This window comes from Anabaena sp. FACHB-83 (assembly GCF_014697485.1).
GTDB lineage: Bacteria > Cyanobacteriota > Cyanobacteriia > Cyanobacteriales > Nostocaceae > Nostoc_B.
In genome coordinates this window covers 203936-223251 of the sequence record NZ_JACJRY010000003.1, presented here as the reverse complement: position 1 = coordinate 223251, position 19316 = coordinate 203936, and the positions used below count along the sequence as shown (strand labels likewise).

Genomic DNA, 19316 nt, shown 5'->3' with positions numbered 1-19316 from the left:
CAGACCACACTTCGGCTACGCTCAGTGACCATAAGGAATTGCTAAAAGGCTTGTGTTATCGTTATTATTTCTTTTTCCTTTTGCCTTGTTGTACTAGCCCCTAGATTCAATTATTATTCTGAACATAAATCTCTCTAATGGGAAATGGAATTGAAATCCCTAATTCTTGATAACGTTTGTGTAATCTTTTGACAAACAAATGTTTACCCATACGCTGATCAAAATATTCACTGACTCGCATATACAAAGTAAAATCGATACTAAAATCGTTGAATGTATGAAATCTAATATAAGGTTCATTGGCAATTAATTCTGGGGCAATTTCTCGCATGACATCTTTAGCAACTTCAACAGTAACTTTTTCTACTTGTTCTAAATCGCTGTCATAACTAACTCCCACATTCATTGTTAAAGTAATTTCCTTGGCGGGAAGATGGTAATTGGTGAAAATTGCTGAGGCTAATTTTGAGTTAGGGACAATCACCACATTATTGGAAAGCTCTCTAATTGTAGTATTGCGCCAAGTAATATCTGTAACGTAACCTTCATGTCCAGCATCAAGTTTGACATAATCACCAGTTCTTACCTGTTTAGAAATAATTAAGTAAAAACCAGAAAATAAATTTGCTAATGTATCTTGCAGTGCTAAACCAACAGCGATACCACCAATTCCTAAAGTCGTGACTAGTGGTGTAACTGCTACCCCTAATGTTTGTAAGATAATTAATGTTCCTAAAATAAAAACTGCCGTTTTTGCCAGATTAGAAATCAGTGAAGCTGAAACTCCGTCAGCTTTGCGCGTCCAAGAATTGACAGAACCAGCAGTCAGCCTTGCTAAAACTAAAGTTACGGAACAGAGAAAAATAATTGTGATGATTCTTTGCAGTAAAATTTTTAATTCTGGGCTGAGGTTGGGAGATGCAGCAACTAAAGCTGATGAAAAACCTGCTAATAAAAACCAAATAAAAGTTACTCGATGTAAAGCTTGGAAAATTAGCCGACTGCCAGGAATATGTTTTTGGATAATAATTTTTTTAAACTTATGAAATAAGAATTTCTCGCAAACTATACCAATTAACAAGCTAAATAAAATTAGGGCGGCCGGTAAAATCCATTGGGTCATAATTAATGTGATTTCTTAAATTTAACGACAAAAATTAAAGGAACATTATAAAACAATTATTGCTAAAGCTCATCTGACAAAAACAGGATTATTTTAATCTTTAGGTATATTTAGTATCAGAATATGGTAAAAAATACATAATATGGACTTGCCAATAATTTATCATTCAGACTATGTTGCACCTTTACCAGAAGGACATCGTTTCCCGATGGCTAAGTTTAGGAAATTGTATGAATTACTACTAAATGATGGTGTGGCGCAAATAGAACAGTTTCACACTCCGCAGCGTCCATCACCAGAGTTGATTGAGTTGGTGCATACACCAAATTATGTGCAAGCATATTGTGATGGAACCCTAGATTATAAAGCCCAACGCCGCATCGGGTTGCCTTGGAGTCCAGCTTTAGTCAATCGTACCTGTGTGGCGGTTGGTGGTACGATACTCACGGCTCAGATGGCGTTAAGTCAGGGTTTAGCTTGCAATACGGCTGGGGGAACTCATCACGCCTTCCCCAGTTATGGATCTGGTTTTTGTATTTTCAACGATTTAGCGATCGCATCTCGCGTTTTACAAAAACTCGGACTGGTGCAGAAAATTCTGATAGTCGATTTGGATGTACATCAAGGCGACGGTACGGCTTTTATATTTGAGGATGATGCCAGTGTATTTACTTTTTCAATGCACTGTGAAATTAATTTTCCCGGTACAAAACAAAAAAGTGATTTAGATGTCCCTCTTCCTATAGGAATGGAAGATGACGCTTATTTGCAAACCTTGGCTGAATATTTGCCAGATTTGTTATCAGAGATTCGTCCTGATTTAGTATTTTACGATGCGGGTGTGGATACTCATATAGGCGATCGCTTGGGCAAATTAGCTTTAACTGACACAGGACTATTTCGCCGAGAAATGCAAGTTTTACATACCTGTGTCAGCGCAGGTTATCCCGTCGCCTGTGTAATTGGCGGTGGATACGCCGATGATATGCAATCTCTAGTGTGGCGACATTCTCTCATCCATCGCGCGGCGAGTGAGGTTTATCGTCAGTATGGGCTTTAGAGGTGACAGGTTAGAGGTGACAGGTTAGAGGTGACAGGTTAGAGGTGACAGGTTAGAGGTGACAGGTGACAGGTTAGAGGGAAGGGGGACAAGGGGGACAAGGGAGACAAGGGAGACAAGGGAGACAAGGGAGACAAGGGGGACAAGGGGGACAAGGGGGACAAGGGAGCAATCTTTCTACCTTATCTACCCTCTCTACCTTGTCTACCCCACTCCCAACTCCCAACTCCCAACTCCCCACTCCCAACTCCCCACTCCCAACTCCCAACTCCCCACTCCCAACTCCCCACTCCCAACTCCCAACTCCCAACTCCCAACTCCCAACTCCCAACTCCCAACTCCCCATTCCCCACTCCGCACAGTGGAATCCGATATAATCACCTCAATAACTGTGATACATCGAATATTGTGATTGCTATCTATCCCGGCAGTTTTGATCCCATTACTTTAGGACACCTTGATATTATTCAACGTGGTAGTCGGCTGTTTGACAAGGTAATTGTCGCTGTATTGCGGAATCCTCATAAAGTACCGTTGTTTACTGTGCAGCAACGATTAGAACAAATTCGGATAGCTACACAACACTTACCAAATGTTGAAGCAGATAGTTTTGATGGGTTGACTGTAAATTATGCCCAACAGCGCCAAGCACAAGTGTTGTTACGTGGTTTACGAGCAATTTCTGACTTTGAAGTAGAATTACAGATGGCGCACACGAATAAAACTCTCTCTACTCAAATTGAAACAGTTTTTCTCGCAACATCAAATGAGTATAGTTTTTTAAGTAGTAGTGTGATAAAAGAGATCGCAAGATTTGGTGGTTCTGTCGATCATCTTGTTCCCCCGCACATTGCTTTAGATATACACAAATGTTACAACCACAACTATCCAATAGCGAACCCAACCACAACGGCAGTTATCCCGCCCCTCCAGAGTATCCCAATGGAGTCGGCAACGGGGACAACTCCCGAACAGGAGTAGATATTCAGCAAGAACTCAACCGTTTAGAAGATTTGATTTTGTCGAGTTGGCGAGTTCCCCTAACGGGGCGCACATTAATAGACGAAGACAAACTTTTTGAACAGCTTGATTTTATTCGCGTTTCTTTACCTTCGGTGTTCCAAGAAGCAACGGAAATTTTGCAACACAAGCAAGATGTCATGTTAGAAGCCGAAGAATATGGACAGCAAATTGTCGAAGCTGCCCAAGCCAAAAGAGCGCAAATTTTGGCAGAAAGTGATATTCTCAGGCAGGCGGAACACGAAGCAGAACAGCTACGGCGCAAAACCCAGCAAGAATGCGAGGCGATGATGCAAGAAACCCTTGCGGAAATTGAACGCAGGCGGCAAGTTTGTATGGAAGAATTAGAACAAATGCGTCAAACTGCGATCGCACAAGCTCAAGAAATTGAAGATGGTGCTGATCAATATGCCGATACTGTCCTCGAAAATATCGAGCAAGACCTCAAAGATATGTTAAGAATTATCACCAATGGCAGACAACAATTACGCCAAGAAAATCAATCTCAGAATTATTCTTCAAAAAAGAAATGAGGTTAGAGGTTAGAGGTTAGAGGTTAGAGGTTAGAGGTTAGAGACTAGAGGTTAGTATATTTTCTTGACTCAGCACTCAGCACTCAGCACTTAATATTGTAAGATTTTCCTAAACCTATCTTGCTTATAGGTCGAAAATCGCAGGTTATTTCCAGTGCATTGCCATGCCTTACTATCAGGATCAGTTAAGCATTTCCACAGTTGATGAGGCTTTACAACAATTATCTGTTGATCAACTAAAAAAGCTGGCAGCGTTACTAAATACTAATAGCAAACCCACACGCAAAGCGGAAATCATTGCAGTGATTCACCGTTATCTTGTGGGGGAAAATCTGCAACAATTGTGGCGAGAACTAGATCATCTGCAACAAAAGGCAGTAGCGGAAACAATTTACAACACAGATGGTTTGTTTAACGCTACAAGTTTCTATGCTAAATATCTGGAAGAACCTAATTGGGGGACATCCGACGCATTCGGTTACAAGCGTCAACCATCGTTATTGTGTTTATTTATCTACAGCAATATTATTCCTCAAGATTTACAAACACGCTTGAAAGCCTTTGTTTTGCCACCAGCAGAATTTTCAATTACTAGCTTAGATAAATGTCCAGAGGTTTTTCGTTTGCAGTGGCGAGAATGGAACTGGAAAACCCGCGAACGAGAAACCCATGAAAAAGAAATTGTCGTCAAGCAGTGTGAAATGGAAACTGCTGCACAACAAGATTTACTCGCGGTACTGCGATTAATTAACGCTGGAAAACTCAGTGTTAGCGATAAAACCGGATATCCAAATAATAGTGGTATGAGTGCGATCGCCTCTGTACTAACTGGTGGTGATTATTACAACGACGACCAATCTACACCATCATACGAAAAAATCGGTTTTATTAAGCCCTTCGCCTGGGCAATGTTAGTCCAAGCCGCAGGTTTAGCCGAACTTTCTAGCAAACGTCTAGTCTTAACTAAAACTGGACAAAAAGCCCTGACAAACCCACCCGCAACCACCATCCGCAATATTTGGAAAAAATGGCTAAAAAATAAAGTATTAGACGAATTACGCCGCATAGATGCTATTAAAGGGCAAACAGGCAAAGGTAAGCAAGGTTTAACCGCCCCAGACAAACGCCGCGAAGCCATTACCAAAGCCTTAGCCGAGTGTCCTGTGGGGCGTTGGATGGGCGTTAATGAACTGTTTCGCTGCATTCTCGCCAAAGGCTACAATTTTGAAGTTACCCGCAATCCTTGGAATTTGTATATTAGTGACTCCCATTACGGTAGCTTAGGTAATGGTGGCGATGATTGGGAGATTTTGCAAGGCAGATATGCTTTATGTCTGTTATTTGAATATGTTGCCACTTTGGGAATGATTAATATCGGCTATGTTAACCCCGGCGGCGTTCGTCCTGATTATACAGACTTATGGGGAACCGATGACTTACCATTTCTCAGCCGTTACGATGGTTTGATGTGTATGCAGTTAACACCCTTGGGTGCATACTGCTTGGGTTTGCAAAACGACTATACACCGCCACCATTAGAAGTACGGGCGGTATTTCGCGTATTACCAAACTTAGAAATAGCCGCGACTGGCGAACCACTTACCCCTGCTGATACTCTCGTACTAGATGTCTACGCCCAAAAAATTTCGGATGCGGTGTGGCGGTTAGAGACAGCTAAGTTATTGGGTGCGATAGAAGAAGGACAAAGCATCACCCAATTACGAGAATTTCTGCAAGCCCGGAGCGGTCATGAAATACCAGAGACAGTCAATCAATTTTTAGCAGATATTGAAGCGCGAGGCAATAGTTTGCGCGATCGCGGTCAAGCTCGGTTGATAGAATGCACTGATGCTGCTTTAGCTGTATTAATCGCCAACGATTCCCGCACGAAAAAGCTGTGTTTCTTAGCTGGAGAAAAGCATTTAGTTGTGCCTAGCGAATCAGAAACTAAATTCCGTAATGCCGTGAAAAAGTTGGGTTATAGTATTGCGTTGAGTGGTTAAAATTCCTCATGAATGACTTAATTTTAATGCAAGTAAATTTTGGTTTCAATGTAGCCAGTTTGATTGGTTTTGTGCAGATTATTTTTGCTGTAGCTTACATACTGGCTATGATAATTCTGCTGATTCAACGTGCTAGAAGATTAGAAACTTTCTCTTTAATTCTTTATGTTTTTCAAACTATAATTATCCCTATTTTTCTGCTAACTTCGGGGATGATTCTGATTTTTCAAGGCTGGCGATTAGACCCAATTTTACAATTTATGCAGTTTTTAGTAACTGTATTGATTATTTATTTATGTATTAAAGATATTGTGATTAATGGTGGTTATAGAAATCGGTAGTTTAATGTGAGCGATCATTGTTAAACATCAGATTTAACTTCAAACTCTACCTTGTTGTATAAATCTTGTAATTTAATTTCCAAGGGAACAGTAACTAAATTAATCAACTCGTCTTCGGCATCATATTCTTGTAAAGACCATCGCTTATTAGCAGTTTTATAAAAATGTTCTACAAAAATTCTATCCTGCTCAACTAACAAATATTCTTCAAAGGATGGTATGGTACGATATGCTTTAAATTTCCCTTCTTTATCATAACTTTCAGTAGATTTTGATAATACCTCAACAATTAATTTTGGATTCGTAATTGTATCTGTCCTATTTTCTAGAAATTCTATTTTACCTACAACAATAGAAATATCGGGATATGTATAAATACGTTGTTTAGCTATCCACAAACGCATATCACTGTTAAATACTTCATAATCTTGTTGCCTAAAAGCAAAATTCAAAATAGCATAAAAATTACCAGAAATTCGATTATGATTTGCAGTTCCACCAGCCATTGGAATAATTCTTCCGTCAATATACTCACTTTTAAAATCAGCTTTGTCTTCTAAGTTTAAATATTCTTGGATGGTAAAATATTGTGGTTCTAGTATTTGCACAAGTTTACCTCACTTCTGCTTTTTAAACATATTCTGTATCTTCTAGGTGTTGTAGGTTGGGTGCAGCGCCAGCGAAACTCAACAACTATGATGATTTTACTTTTTCATTACCATTTATTACTTTATTATATTTCGTAGGATTTAGCTGACAAAATCATGTCTTACATCCCAGAAAATGCGCTGATTGTGCAGAGCGATCGCACTATTCTTTTAGAAGTACATTCTCCCACAGCAGCTAAAGCTAGAGAAGCGATCGCACCTTTCGCTGAACTAATCAAAAGTCCCGAACATATCCACACTTACCAAATTACACCGCTAAGTATTTGGAATGCACGAGCGGCGGGGTTGCAGGTAGAAGCGATGGTAGCAGCTTTGCGGGAATATGCCAAATATCCCATCCCGGAAGCAGTCGCCCAAGAAATCAGCACTTTGGGTAGTCGCTATGGCTTGACGGTAATTGAACGGGATGGGGATAATCTACTGCTGCGGATGAGTGACCAGCCATTAGCGGAGTTGCTGTCACGGGATAAGCAAGTTGCACCATTATTAGGTGCGCGTCTTTCTGAAGTTTGCTTTCAAGTCGCGGCGAGTTTACGCGGTGTACTTAAACAGGCTTTGTTAGCGGCTGGTTATCCGGCGGAAGATATTGCAGGTTATGTCACAGGCGATGCTTTAGCAATTCAATTGCGCGAAGAGACACGTACAGGCAAAAAATTTCTGCTGCGGGACTACCAAAGTCAAGCAGCAGAAGCATTTTATCAGTCGGGAAGAGTACAAGGTGGCAGTGGCGTAATTGTGCTACCCTGCGGTGCAGGTAAGACAATTGTCGGTATGACTGCAATTGCCGCCGTGCAAGAGAGTACACTTGTACTAACAACTAGTTTAACATCGGTGCGACAGTGGCGGCGGGAATTGTTGGATAAAACAGATTTACCAGAAGATGCGATCGCAGAATACAGTGGCGAAGTCAAAAATACAGGGCCGATTACCTTATCAACTTATCAAATTCTGACTTATCGCCATCAGCGCGACGGTGACTTTCCCCACTTTGATTTATTTAGTGCGCGTTCTTGGGGTTTAATCATTTACGACGAAGTTCATCTCCTCCCCGCGCCAGTTTTCCGCATCACTGCTGAACTGCAAGCCCGTCGCCGCTTGGGACTCACCGCCACCTTGATTCGGGAAGATGGTAGAGAAGGTGATGTTTTCGCCCTGATTGGGCCGAAACGGTATGATGTCCCCTGGCGCGAATTAGAAGGTGAAGGTTTTATCGCCACGGCGAGTTGTACAGAAATTCGCGTATCTCAAGATAAAGAACGCCAAATGGAATATGCTTTAGCACCGAGGCGCAATCAGTTTCGTGTCGCCGCCGAAAATCCGCGCAAGCTGCAAGTTATCAAAGACTTGTTAGCAAAAGAATCAGGACACCGCATTTTAATTATTGGCGAATTTCTGTCGCAATTGGAAGCGATCGCCCAAGTTACCCAACTACCTTTAATTACTGGTAAAACCCCCGAAAAAGAGCGAGAAAAACTATATCAAAGTTTTCGAGAAGGGGAATTAGGCGGACTCGTTTTATCCAGAGTTGGTAACTTTGCCATTGATTTACCAGATGCAGATATTCTCATTCAAGTATCTGGTAAATATGGTTCTCGCCAAGAAGAAGCCCAACGCTTGGGTAGAGTTTTACGCCCTAAATCTGATGGTCGTCCCGCGCAATTTTACACTTTAGTTTCGCTACGTACTTGTGAAGAAGATTTTGCCCGTCATCGTCAGTTATTTTTAACTGAGCAAGGTTATAGTTATCAAATTGAAATTATAGATTAAGTGGAAATTGCTATAGGACTCATATTTGATTTGGGAAAAAAATCAGTACACTCAGATCAGGCTTCTTTCCTACTCTCGACTCCCTATTCCCTACCTACACAAATAAATTCAGAAATCAAACCGGATTCCTATATATGATAGTATCAATTAATGAAAAAAATATTATTTATCTGTAGCCAAAATAGATTACGGAGTCCTACGGCTGAGGTAGTATTTGCAGAATATGAAGGACTAGAAACTGACTCAGCAGGATTAGACCATTACGCTGAAGTTCCAGTTTCAACAGAAGCAATTGAATGGGCTGATATTATTTTTGTGATGGAACAGTCCCATAAACGCAAGTTAACAAAAAACTTTCAACCTTTTCTTAAAAATAAGAAAATCATCTGTTTAGATATTCCAGATGATTTTGAATATATGGAACCAGCTTTAATTGAGATATTAAAGAAAAAGGTACTTCCCCTTTTAGGAACCTATTAAATCAAGAGGTGTAAAGGTGAATGACCGAACAAAGCAAAAGTTAAAAGTTAAAAAGCAAAAGAAGTTAAGGATAATTTTAGCTTAGGTAAGGCGATAGCTAAACCCAACCTACGCCAAATCCGGTTTTTGACGTTACTTCCCAGAACAGTAGCTATTAATTTCAGTTACTATTGCACTTTCATCACTACCACTCTTTTTTAAGGATGCTAGAGAAGTGTTTGCGGCTTTGAGATTTTTTTTATCAAAAGCAGCAGCAGTATCACGGAAACCTTTGCTGGTATCTTGATATAACTTGATAAATCGTCCTTGAAAGCCTTTTAATTTTTCATCTTTAATTTCTAATGCTTTCATTTCATTCGCCAAATTACCAAGTTTATCTGCAATTTCTGTGAATGTTTTAGAACCTGTATCGCGCTGCGAATTTTTACTAAATTCTTGACTTAAGGTTACTGCTTGATTGGCAACTTTGATAATTTTATTGCATTGAGCTACTTTGCTTTCGCCGCAACCTGTAAATGTAACTGCGATCGCTGCTGTAGTGGAAAGTAAAATAGTTCTTTTCACAATACTTTGCATTTTTTGGGTTCTCCTACACATATCTTAATTTCAGACAAGCCGCAAATAAAGCAAATTAGTCACAGCAAAAATATTTCTGAAAACCATGAGTTTTAAATAATAATTTAACTTTTGTGTCTAACTTACTACTCGCACTGCTACGTTATACTGCATGTTTTTGAAGATGCGTATTAAAAGTTATTAATTTAACAAAACTTAAAATTTATCTCTAGGTTGATGAAAATTCTAGGCGATCGCTTGACTATACAAAGCTTCTAACTAGTCATTTCATCAACACTAATGATTAAATCTTCAGATAGTTTTGGATGTATTTTGACTTAGTTAATCAAAGTTGATGTAAATCTTAATTAATTGAGATGATCTGTTGTCTCAAGAAATCTTTGTTATGAGAACACAAACAAGTGTATTAAAGATTATAAATTTTTCGTGTTATTTATATGGATTTTTTGTGAAGACTCAATCTTTTAATCAGGAGAAAAAACACTGAATTTTATAATCCTGGCATTTGCAAACTTCGCATTGCAATTCTTGACTGATATAACTTTTGGTAACTTTTATGCGAGACAACTACCAAAAGATAGATTTATGAACTTGTGATTACAAATTGATATTTCATGAGGAGTAAAGTATATGTTGAAAATCGACAGATTAACAACAAAAATCAAAAATCTAGCGATTGTGAGTGGTAGCGCCGTATTCATGACATTGGGGATTAATACCTCTGCAATGGCAGCAATTTTGTATGACTTAATAGATATTAATCCAGAAGATATTTCTGTTGGTTATCCAGTTTACAATGACATACCTACTGACATTAATGATGCTGGTCAGATAGTAGGGTATATATCTGTTCCTGAAACTAATCGTTATAATCCTGGCTGGCTGTGGAGTCGTGAAAATGGCAGAGTTTGGATTAACGATAGTTCTGGGCAAGTAGATACCATTGCAATTATCCCATCTGGTATCAATAATTTAGGACAGGTATCAGTACATAGAAGGAGTGCTGATTATGGTAGTTGGACTGGTATATGGAGCGAAAACGGTAGCGTTACTCCTTTAGAAAGAAGCTATTACTTTCAGAGTAATGCCGCCTATGGCATTAATAATCTTGGCCAAGTGGTAGGTTCTTCCAATTTTTCTTCTGAGCCTATATACAACGATATAGGAGAATTATTAGACTTTGAGGGCAAAGATCATGCTGTTTTATGGAATAGTAGCACTGAAAGAATTGATATTGGAACTCTTATTGGTAGAGAAAGGAGTTATGCAACTGCCATCAATGATTCGGGGCAAGTAGTAGGATATTCAAACAATAATTTTAGTGATAATCGTGCTTTTTTTTGGAATCCAGAAACGGGTGTACAAGACATTGGCACCTTGCCAGGAAGAGATTACAGTATTGCCTCTGCAATTAACAATCAAGGTCAGGTGTTGGGCTTTTCTGGTAGTAATAATGGAGGGAGTAGCTTCTTGTGGACTCAAGAGGCTGGTATAATCCCACTCCCCATAAGAGCATCGGATATTAATGACTTGGGTCAAGTAGTAGGTTATTGTCCCGGAGTATGGACAGAATTTTGTTTATGGAGTCCTGAAACTGGTGTAACCAAACTCGATATTTCTTTTGATCCCACTGTAGATTGGAAATTAGAAGTATTAGCAGGCATTAATAACAAAGGTGAAATTGTTGGTTATGGGCGCAAGCGCAATTCCATTGAACCTGATGTTATCCGTCCTTTCTTGCTAACTCCTAGAAACGCTGAACCTGTACCAGAACCAATCACAATGGGGGGTACATTGTTAGCAGGAGTTGGTTTAGCTTATTTGCGTCGTCAACGTCGGTTGCGTTCTTCTCAAGTTACAGAATCATAAAGCTAAGAATAGGTTTGGGGTATGAACGAAACTTTTACTCATACCCGAAAATTTTCTATATCTCCCACGCATATCTTCATTTCAGACAAGCAGTAGATAAAACAAACTAGTACAATAAGGCGTAAATAAACAGTCCATAAGAAATTGCTAAAAGGCTTGTGGTATCATTATTCTTTCTTTTTCCTTTTGCCTTTTTCCTTTTGCCTTGTTGTACTAGTCACAGCTTGAGTATTTCTTACTGATTTTTTCATCAAAAAAACATTTTAAGCTGAAAAAATCTCAGTTAAACTACTGTTAGTATATGTATCAGTAGTTATTTCAATGAAATTTAACTGGCTAAAAAAATTATTGAGTGTTTCAACTATAGGTTTATCAGTTTGGGGAATGTTTTTGATATCAGCTTCATCAGTTCATTCCCAAAACAGCAATGAAGCGGTTTCTTTTAGATCATATAACTTGAGCGATCGCTATATTCGCCACAAAAATTTCGTAGGTTATATAGAGCAAATTGGTGATGAACTTGGAAGAAAAGATGCAACCTTTAAAATAGTTCCAGGATTAGCTAATAACAAATGTAGCTCATTTGAATCTGTTAACTTTCCAGGTCACTTCTTAAGACACGAAAATTTCCAGATCAAGTTGTCCAGGAGAATCAATCAGCAGTTATTTAGAGAAGATGCTACCTTTTGCATTAAGAATAGACTCTTTGGTGATAATCCTCATAGTAGTTCATTTGAATCTCTAAACTTTCCCGCACACTACATCCGTCACAAAAATTTTGAGTTGTGGTTAGAATCATCAGATGGTAGTGATTTATTCAGACAGGATGCAACTTTTATCATCACCAATCCACTCTATCGGTAAGTTGTTCATAGTATTAAACATCTCCAACAATTAATGCTGATGTTTGACGCATAAAAAAAACAAGGATTGGGGAGAAGGTGAAGGGATATAGGATTTACCTAAAACCCTTACACCCAGTCTCTACAGCAATGATATAGCGTAAATTATTTAAGCTGTTTTACTTAAGATTATGTCCAATCAATTAGCTGATTACTTAATAAAATTACCCCAAAATATAAAATTGCTTACCAAAAGCATATTCATTAATATTTTTACTGTTGCTGTTAGTTCGATATTATTAACCAACATTTCTATAAATCAAGGACAAGCATCATGTACAGCCCCTTATGGCAATCTAGACTTTGAGCAACAACCACATCCCTCATCTTATTGGGAAACTGAAGGACGTGCAGGTTTTGATGTGAATAAAGGATATAGTTTTAGTGGTAAAAATAATGCCTGGATGCGGAATGTTTCGGATTGGAATGGCATTCGTCAGCAAGTACGCCTCCAGCCCAATTCTAACTATATATTAGAAGCTTATGTGCGGACATCACCCAATGTCACAGATGGATATTTTGGAATGCGTGATACTGAACAGAAAGTTTGGTCTGAACTCAAGTTTGGCAGTTTACCACAATATACAAAGCTAACGTTACAGTTCCGTACTGGGAATGCTACCACTTATAACATTTTTACTGGTTTCTGGGCTTTAGGACAAGATAGCTGGGTGCAGGTTGATCACTATTCTTTAAAAGGCCCTAGTCCCAACTGTCCTATTGAATAAAAACTTATAGTATCTTGGTGCTTTTCTGTGGGTTTTAATCACTAATTATGTAAAATGCACAAAGTAAAAGATATGGAGAAATAAAAAATGGCATTAACTGGGGTCAGGATTGTGTTGGTAGAACCAGCTGGCCCAATTAATGTGGGTGCGATCGCTCGTGTGATGAAAAATTTTGGTTTGTACAACCTCATATTAGTTAACCCCCAATGTGACCCGCGATCGCCAGAAGCAATGAAAATGGCTGTCCATGCCAAGGATATTTTAGAATCTGCCCTAGAAGTAGCAACTTTACCAGAGGCTTTGCAAGGATGCGTCAGAGCGATCGCCACTACTGCGCGTGTGCGTGATTGGGGAACACCATTAGAAACACCCCGTACCGCCTTACCTTGGTTACTCGCAGAACCAGACAAACCCTCGGCGTTGATTTTTGGCAGAGAAGACCGGGGATTAAGTAATGAAGAATTAAATTATGCCCAGCGATTTATCCGCATTCCCACCAGTGAGGTATATCCCTCATTAAATTTAGCCACGGCTGTCGGAATTTGTTGTTATGAACTGGCGCAACAGGTAGAAATCGCCCAACCGCAGATCAGTCAACCAACAGAATTAGCACCTTTTGAACTGGTAGAAGCCTACTACCAACAATTAGAATCGCTACTGTTAGATATTGGTTATCTCTATCCCCATACAGCCGCGAGTCGGATGGAGAAATTTCGCCAACTATATAATCGCGCCCGACTGACAACTAATGAAGTGGCAATGCTGCGGGGGATTTTTCGGCAAGTAGAGTGGGTGCTAAACAATCGTAATGATGATGAAAACTTATGATGTATCGATTAATATATACGGAATCTCCCTCAAAATAGATAATATGGCTTAAACTAAACACACTACTGAGTAGTCAACGTTGATTTCAGCATCAAGCTGTATGAACAGTCAGTTTTAGGCCGGAAGTCTGCAAGAAAAAATTCGAGTGAGTCACAAGGAGTACCAGTGACAGAATCAAGTGACAAACTAAGAGCTTTCTCGCGGCGACAACCCGTAAATGGCCGCCCGCGATCGCGCAAAGCTCCAAAAGCACAACCAAAAAAAGTGAAAGTTCCCCAGCCACAGCAACGACCTGTGGGTAGAGAACAGATACTGGCATCAGGCGCGATCGCAATGGGCGGAGTTCCCCGGCCAAGACCAGGGCTAGTCATGCCAACGGCTGTCAAACCCATCCCCAGAAAACCCGCTTATGTTCCACCCCCGTACCCCAACACTGTTAAGGTAAAAACAGTGCGGGTACAAAAGCCGCCACAGCCCAAAGGAACTAAAAGAGTGTCAAAAAAGACACGGCTCAAGCCAATGGCGAGAACGATGTTATATATCCTGCGATTGTTAATTGTGGGAGTCGGTATGGGTGCGATCGTTGGTACAGTACTATCAGCTCTCGACCCGGCTACTCGCATCAATTCCAACTCGCCCGTGTCATCAAATACTAATAATTCTGGCCAAGTTCAGTCACAAAGCACCCCTAATCCTGTAGCGCCAACTTCCGGTTTATACCTGTCCCAAGAAATTACTCCACTCAAAAATGCTGTGCAGAATTTGGCAGCTACCACCCCAGACCTCACACCGGGTATTTTCTTAGTTGATTTAGATAATGGTGGCTATGTAGATATTAATGCTGCCGTTGGTTTTCCTGCCGCCAGCACCATTAAAGTCCCGATTTTGGTAGCATTTTTCCAAGATGTTGATGCAGGCAAAATTCGCCTAGATGAAATGCTGACCATGCAGCAAGATATGATAGCTGGTGGTTCGGGGAATTTCCAATTTAAGCCTGTTGGCACACAGTATAGTGCCTTGGAAGTTGCCACCAAAATGATTACCATCAGCGACAACACAGCCACAAATATGCTGATTGCGCGACTGGGAGGCATAGACGCATTAAATCAACGTTTTCGTAGTTGGGGATTAACCACAACAGTAATTAAAAATAAATTGCCAGATTTACAAGGTACAAACATCACCAGTCCCAGAGAATTGGGTAACTTGATGGCAATGCTGAATCAAGGTAACTTTGTGAGTCTGCGATCGCGCGATATTATGTTGGATATTATGCGTCGTACCGAAAGAGATAATCTCCTACCTTCTGGTTTAGGTGCAGGTGCCAGAATCTACCACAAAACAGGTGATATTGGCACAATGTTGGCAGATACGGGTTTAGTGGATATTCCCAATGGCAAGCGTTACATCATTTCCTTGATGGTCAAACGCCCAAATAACGACCCCCGTGCCGAAAAACTCATTAGTTCCATTTCTCGGATTACTTACGAAAACCTCAGTCAAAGTAGCCCAGCAAATACAATCAATAACAATATCCCCACAAATCCTTATCCATCCCCAGCTATTAGTTCTCCCGTACCGAATACTACTGGGATGATGCCCATGAGTGGTTATCAATCACCTATAATGAATCCTACTGTCCCTAATAACATCCCAATGACTGGCTATCAATCACCAGCCATTAACCCTCAGTATTATCCCCCAAGATAAATTTGTAACTTGGCATTTTTCATGACATCTACCCCACCCACAATTCAGTTTTTTGCAGGCATTTTTGAAGAACTCAGCAATGTGAGTTTGCGACGTGGCAAAGTTTCGGGAAACCGCATTGTCGCTATGACTTTTAATCAATTACAAGCTTTAGAAGGCTTTAATAGTTTTACAAAACCATCTTTAAATTCCTTACTGTTAACTGATGAAGAAGGTGAAATTAGCGTAACTCCTTCTTCAACTAAGTTTATTTTTGGTGGTGATGAGGGTGATGAATTACAACGGGTAGAATGCCAATTTGAAATTGAACAAGATGATCATTGGGAACGCTTTATGCGTTTTATGCACCGTTACGCTGAGGCTAATGGGATGGAGTATGGCAGTTCTAATTGAGGGAGATAAGGTAGATAGGCGGTAGAGATAGGTTTTTAAATCATTTAGGATTGATAAATAGAACTTACGCAAGAACTATCTCCCGTTCTTGTCGCTTTTTTGTTATGACAGGGAGAGAAAAATACTAACCCACTGATGAATGCTAAACAAATTAATGAATTGAGCGATCGCCAGCCCACTTTATCATTTAAACACCCTTTTTGAGAAGAAACTTAAAACTAGGAGTTTCGGATTATTCTCTGCCGAAGGTAACAAAAGAGTTATAAATACCTGTATTCTGCTGTATTTTGGGATGACTTAAACTATGCAGGATATCTTTTTTAGATATATCTGCTATCCTCTATATACAATTACGTCAACACCTTGTTAAAAGGCTACATTTATCGATAAACTAGCAGCTAGATTTGGTAAGTTTACTGCTATATATCTCCTGCTAACTGATGGAAAACTCACACATAAATTTAGAGTTAACTAATTATCATCACAATGCAAATTTCAGTTTTACATTAAATCCCAATTTTACAGAGATAATTAATTTTAATCAACCTTCTAAAACAGTAAATGAACCTTTTTTAAAAGATATCACTGCTGGTAAAAATTCTTATGTTTATGACGCTCATACATATCATACTAAAGTTCCACCACAAGGAATTAAACCTTTAATTGAACATTATACAAATCCTGGAGATGTCGTCTTAGATCCTTTTTGTGGTTCAGGTATGACTGGAGTAGCAGCAACAGAACTCGGACGCAAAGCTTTATTATCTGATCTATCGCCAGCAGCAGCTTTTATTGCTTATAACATTAATACTCCTATTGATTCTGGTTGTTATCTCAATGCAGTTAACACTCTTTTAAATCGTGCAGCACAACTGCAAAAAAAATTATATACCACTCACTGTCGAGAATGTGGTTCAGAAACAAATGTTTTATATACTGTTTGGAGTTACGGATTAATTTGTAATCATTGTCAGCGAGAGTTTATTTTTTGGGATGTTGGACGTGATGAAAAACCTTCTGTTAAAGAAAGTAAAATCAAAAAAGAATTCAACTGTCCTCACTGTAATGCTTTACTTAAAAAACGTAATCTTAAACGAACTCAACGTTACCCTGTAGCTATTGGGTACAAATGTTGCGGACATCGCCTAAAAGAAAGTTGCGTTCCTTTGGACACTTTTGATTATCATCTGATCGATTCAATAGAAAGTTCATTAATTCCCGAAAATCTTTGGTTCCCACAAAATAAGATTCCAGTCGGGGTAAATACCCGCCAGCCTATCTCTGCTGGTATAACTACAATCGACCAATGCTATACCCGTAGAGCTTTATATGCAATGGCATTTCTCTGGAAAGAAGCATCTAATTGGCCAGATAAAGAAATTCGAGAAAAGCTTTTGTTTACATTAACATCTTTATACCAACGTGTAACAGTTTTTAGTGAGTTTAGATTTTGGGGTGGTAGTGGAAATACCGCAAATTTCAATGTACCAACTATCATGAATGAGCAGAATGTATTTCAAACTTTTCAAAGAAAAGCTGCAACAATTAGTTGGTATTTTCGAGAATCTGCTCATATTCCCCGTACTGTTCAAGTCAGTACTCAGTCTGCTTGTAGCCTTAGCCAATTACCGAATAAATCCATTGATTATGTGTTCACAGATCCTCCCTTTGGCGCGAACATTAATTATTCGGAAATGAATCTGATTTGGGAAAGTTGGCTGCAACAATGGACAGATAATACAGAAGAAGCGATCGTCAATTCTGTTCAATGTAAAAGTTATGCAGATTATCAGAATCTTCTCACTAAAGCTTTTATGGAGATTAAACGAGTCTTAAAAGATAAGAGTTGGTTAACTGTTGCATTTCATAACTCATCGGAAAAAGTATGGATGGTAATTCAAAAAGCTTTAGCAGATGCAGGTTTTGAAATTAAAGGAACTCAAATCTTCGATAAAAAGCATGGCACATTTAAGATGTTTGTGTCAGATAATGCTGTGGGCTACGATTTAATATTGCATTGTCAAAAATTAGACAATATTCAATTATATCCACAAAAAAACATACAGATAAAGCAAAATAATGACCAGATAGTACAGCAAAATATCATCAAATTTATCAAAAAATATTTGGCTCAAGAAAAAACTTTTACTAAAAGCTTTCTCCATGTTGCACGTCAACCTGAGTTTGACTATCGACGTTTATATTCTAAGTGGTTAGCTACAGCTATCAAAGACAGTTTAATTTCGATTAGTTTTGAATCTTTTCGAGAACTCGTCGATAAAATTAAGTTAGAGAATACACAGATGCACAGACCTCGAACATTACCAGCCTTTACCCAAAAAGAATATGAAGATGCTCAGACCTATCTTGCTATTAAAGTAGCTTATATGATGGGTCGAAAGTTTGAGGAAGGAGATTGGGCAGATGTTTACTGTCGTGCAAAAGGAATCCCCAAAGCTGGGTGGTCTAATTTAAATATTGATGTGATGTATGATCTTCTAGGCGTAGAGCATAAGATGCTTTGCTATCGATCAAAACCTGATTTAAGAGATGCCTGTGGTACAACTTTAATGCACCCAGCAGCTACCCGCTCAATCCGCATTCCAGTCGATGATCAAGATCCAAATCAAGTTATGCGTAATGTCCTAACACAATATGGTGAACTGATTAATCAAAGGAAAAATAAGGTGAGTCAGCAAGCCCAATCTTCTGGTATTCCTGACATGAGAACTGGATGGTTGCTTTGGCAAGAAAGCTTACGACAATTTTTATATTTTGAAGAAGAAATGCTCATTCCTAATCCAGATGATTACTATGCAGAATGGAGACCTTCAGGTGGCGGTTCTAGAAAACAAAGTCAAAATTTATGGATTTATGAAAGAGAAACTGGCAAGAAAAGATACTCTGTCACGACATCAGCAGGTGCTAAAATTCAACCTTACTTTGATATTCCATCTCCAATTGATCCAAATCTTTACATCTTCACTGTAATTGGAGAGGTTTTGAATACAGGCTTAATCAGAGTTTGGCTAACGGAATCAACCAAGAGAGAATTACAGCGACTTGTGGGTTCACTAGATACAACAATTGTTAGCGAAACAATCTTGAGAGTTATAGATCAATTAGGTGAAATCACATCATCGAACACTGATGACTTTGAGATAGGATACCCCATACTTTTGACTCAAGATGCTTATGCTGCATTACAAGACAAGCTACCAGGGGTTAACGATGACCACTGCTTTAGGTTGCTGACTCAATACCTAAGACACAAAAATGACTGAAGCACTGGCGTTAGTGTTTTTTGAAAGATTC

At 39.2% G+C, this 19316-nt stretch carries 17 protein-coding genes; 14 read left to right on the top strand and 3 right to left on the bottom strand.

Annotated elements, in window-relative coordinates:
* Positions 1-106: 106 nt before the first annotated feature.
* Entirely contained in the window at positions 107-1123 is a 1017-nt protein-coding gene (locus H6G79_RS05105; RefSeq protein ID WP_190589940.1) for a mechanosensitive ion channel family protein, read from the bottom strand.
* Positions 1124-1265: 142 nt separating this feature from the next.
* Between H6G79_RS05105 and H6G79_RS05100 the strand changes: the two genes are divergently transcribed.
* The 5 genes from H6G79_RS05100 to H6G79_RS05080 all read left to right on the top strand — a co-directional run bounded on the left by H6G79_RS05100 (position 1266) and on the right by H6G79_RS05080 (position 6080).
* Entirely contained in the window at positions 1266-2183 is a 918-nt protein-coding gene (locus tag H6G79_RS05100; protein WP_190589941.1) for a histone deacetylase, read from the top strand.
* 408 nt (positions 2184-2591) lie between these two features.
* Positions 2592-3164, top strand: a complete 573-nt coding sequence (coaD, locus tag H6G79_RS05095; protein WP_190589943.1) for a pantetheine-phosphate adenylyltransferase — start codon at positions 2592-2594, stop codon at positions 3162-3164.
* Positions 3053-3736, top strand: a complete 684-nt coding sequence (locus tag H6G79_RS05090) for a DivIVA domain-containing protein (RefSeq protein ID WP_190589944.1) — start codon at positions 3053-3055, stop codon at positions 3734-3736. Before coaD ends, H6G79_RS05090 begins: the two co-directional genes overlap by 112 nt.
* A 164-nt stretch (positions 3737-3900) precedes the next feature.
* Positions 3901-5739: a helicase-associated domain-containing protein gene (locus H6G79_RS05085; RefSeq protein WP_190589945.1), complete on the top strand. Its 1839-nt coding sequence runs from the start codon at positions 3901-3903 to the stop codon at positions 5737-5739.
* Positions 5740-5747: 8 nt separating this feature from the next.
* On the top strand, positions 5748-6080 hold the full coding sequence (locus H6G79_RS05080; RefSeq protein WP_190589946.1) for a Ycf66 family protein: 333 nt from the start codon (positions 5748-5750) through the stop codon (positions 6078-6080).
* A 20-nt stretch (positions 6081-6100) separates the two neighbouring features.
* On the opposite strand, the gene H6G79_RS05075 is transcribed toward H6G79_RS05080, so the two are convergent.
* Complete coding sequence (locus tag H6G79_RS05075; RefSeq protein ID WP_190589947.1) at positions 6101-6688, bottom strand: Uma2 family endonuclease; 588 nt, start codon at positions 6686-6688, stop codon at positions 6101-6103.
* A gap of 156 nt (positions 6689-6844) precedes the next feature.
* On the opposite strand from H6G79_RS05075, the gene H6G79_RS05070 reads away from it, so the two are divergent.
* The gene (locus tag H6G79_RS05070) at positions 6845-8515 is read left to right on the top strand and encodes a DNA repair helicase XPB (protein WP_190589948.1); all 1671 of its coding nucleotides are present in this window, start codon (positions 6845-6847) and stop codon (positions 8513-8515) included.
* A 150-nt stretch (positions 8516-8665) separates the two neighbouring features.
* Positions 8666-8995, top strand: coding sequence for a low molecular weight protein tyrosine phosphatase family protein (locus H6G79_RS05065; RefSeq protein WP_190589949.1), 330 nt, complete (start codon positions 8666-8668; stop codon positions 8993-8995).
* A 132-nt stretch (positions 8996-9127) separates the two neighbouring features.
* On the opposite strand, the gene H6G79_RS05060 is transcribed toward H6G79_RS05065, so the two are convergent.
* Positions 9128-9571, bottom strand: a complete 444-nt coding sequence (locus tag H6G79_RS05060) for a hypothetical protein (RefSeq protein WP_190589950.1) — start codon at positions 9569-9571, stop codon at positions 9128-9130.
* Positions 9572-10201: 630 nt separating this feature from the next.
* On the opposite strand from H6G79_RS05060, the gene H6G79_RS05055 reads away from it, so the two are divergent.
* The 7 genes from H6G79_RS05055 (at position 10202) to H6G79_RS05025 (ending at position 19285) form a co-directional block, all read left to right on the top strand.
* A complete protein-coding gene (locus tag H6G79_RS05055; RefSeq protein ID WP_190590071.1) occupies positions 10202-11440 on the top strand; it encodes a PEP-CTERM sorting domain-containing protein in 1239 nt (412 codons plus the stop codon).
* A 321-nt stretch (positions 11441-11761) separates the two neighbouring features.
* Positions 11762-12304, top strand: coding sequence for an AbfB domain-containing protein (locus H6G79_RS05050; RefSeq protein ID WP_190589951.1), 543 nt, complete (start codon positions 11762-11764; stop codon positions 12302-12304).
* A gap of 169 nt (positions 12305-12473) precedes the next feature.
* On the top strand, positions 12474-13070 hold the full coding sequence (locus H6G79_RS05045) for a hypothetical protein (RefSeq protein WP_190589952.1): 597 nt from the start codon (positions 12474-12476) through the stop codon (positions 13068-13070).
* A gap of 87 nt (positions 13071-13157) precedes the next feature.
* Positions 13158-13898 carry an RNA methyltransferase gene (locus tag H6G79_RS05040; protein ID WP_190589953.1) on the top strand — a complete coding sequence of 247 codons (741 nt, stop codon included), beginning with the start codon at positions 13158-13160 and terminating at the stop codon, positions 13896-13898.
* A gap of 165 nt (positions 13899-14063) precedes the next feature.
* Positions 14064-15608 carry a serine hydrolase gene (locus H6G79_RS05035; protein WP_190589954.1) on the top strand — a complete coding sequence of 515 codons (1545 nt, stop codon included), beginning with the start codon at positions 14064-14066 and terminating at the stop codon, positions 15606-15608.
* 21 nt (positions 15609-15629) lie between these two features.
* Positions 15630-16001 carry a photosystem II reaction center protein Psb28 gene (gene psb28, locus H6G79_RS05030; RefSeq protein ID WP_190589955.1) on the top strand — a complete coding sequence of 124 codons (372 nt, stop codon included), beginning with the start codon at positions 15630-15632 and terminating at the stop codon, positions 15999-16001.
* A gap of 440 nt (positions 16002-16441) precedes the next feature.
* Positions 16442-19285, top strand: a complete 2844-nt coding sequence (locus H6G79_RS05025) for a DNA methyltransferase (RefSeq protein ID WP_190589956.1) — start codon at positions 16442-16444, stop codon at positions 19283-19285.
* The last annotated feature ends 31 nt before the right edge of the window (positions 19286-19316 follow it).

Bases quoted from the DNA above. Each gene is read 5' to 3' on its own strand.
- H6G79_RS05105 (WP_190589940.1), bottom strand. From the start codon at position 1,123: ATGACCCAATGGATTTTACCGGCCGCCCTAATTTTATTTAGCTTGTTA.
- H6G79_RS05100 (WP_190589941.1), top strand. From the start codon at position 1,266: ATGGACTTGCCAATAATTTATCATTCAGACTATGTTGCACCTTTACCA.
- H6G79_RS05090 (WP_190589944.1), top strand. From the start codon at position 3,053: ATGTTACAACCACAACTATCCAATAGCGAACCCAACCACAACGGCAGT.
- H6G79_RS05085 (WP_190589945.1), top strand. From the start codon at position 3,901: ATGCCTTACTATCAGGATCAGTTAAGCATTTCCACAGTTGATGAGGCT.
- H6G79_RS05080 (WP_190589946.1), top strand. From the start codon at position 5,748: ATGAATGACTTAATTTTAATGCAAGTAAATTTTGGTTTCAATGTAGCC.
- H6G79_RS05070 (WP_190589948.1), top strand. From the start codon at position 6,845: ATGTCTTACATCCCAGAAAATGCGCTGATTGTGCAGAGCGATCGCACT.
- H6G79_RS05065 (WP_190589949.1), top strand. From the start codon at position 8,666: ATGAAAAAAATATTATTTATCTGTAGCCAAAATAGATTACGGAGTCCT.
- H6G79_RS05060 (WP_190589950.1), bottom strand. From the start codon at position 9,571: ATGCAAAGTATTGTGAAAAGAACTATTTTACTTTCCACTACAGCAGCG.
- H6G79_RS05055 (WP_190590071.1), top strand. From the start codon at position 10,202: ATGTTGAAAATCGACAGATTAACAACAAAAATCAAAAATCTAGCGATT.
- H6G79_RS05050 (WP_190589951.1), top strand. From the start codon at position 11,762: ATGAAATTTAACTGGCTAAAAAAATTATTGAGTGTTTCAACTATAGGT.
- H6G79_RS05045 (WP_190589952.1), top strand. From the start codon at position 12,474: ATGTCCAATCAATTAGCTGATTACTTAATAAAATTACCCCAAAATATA.
- H6G79_RS05040 (WP_190589953.1), top strand. From the start codon at position 13,158: ATGGCATTAACTGGGGTCAGGATTGTGTTGGTAGAACCAGCTGGCCCA.
- psb28 (WP_190589955.1), top strand. From the start codon at position 15,630: ATGACATCTACCCCACCCACAATTCAGTTTTTTGCAGGCATTTTTGAA.
- H6G79_RS05025 (WP_190589956.1), top strand. From the start codon at position 16,442: ATGGAAAACTCACACATAAATTTAGAGTTAACTAATTATCATCACAAT.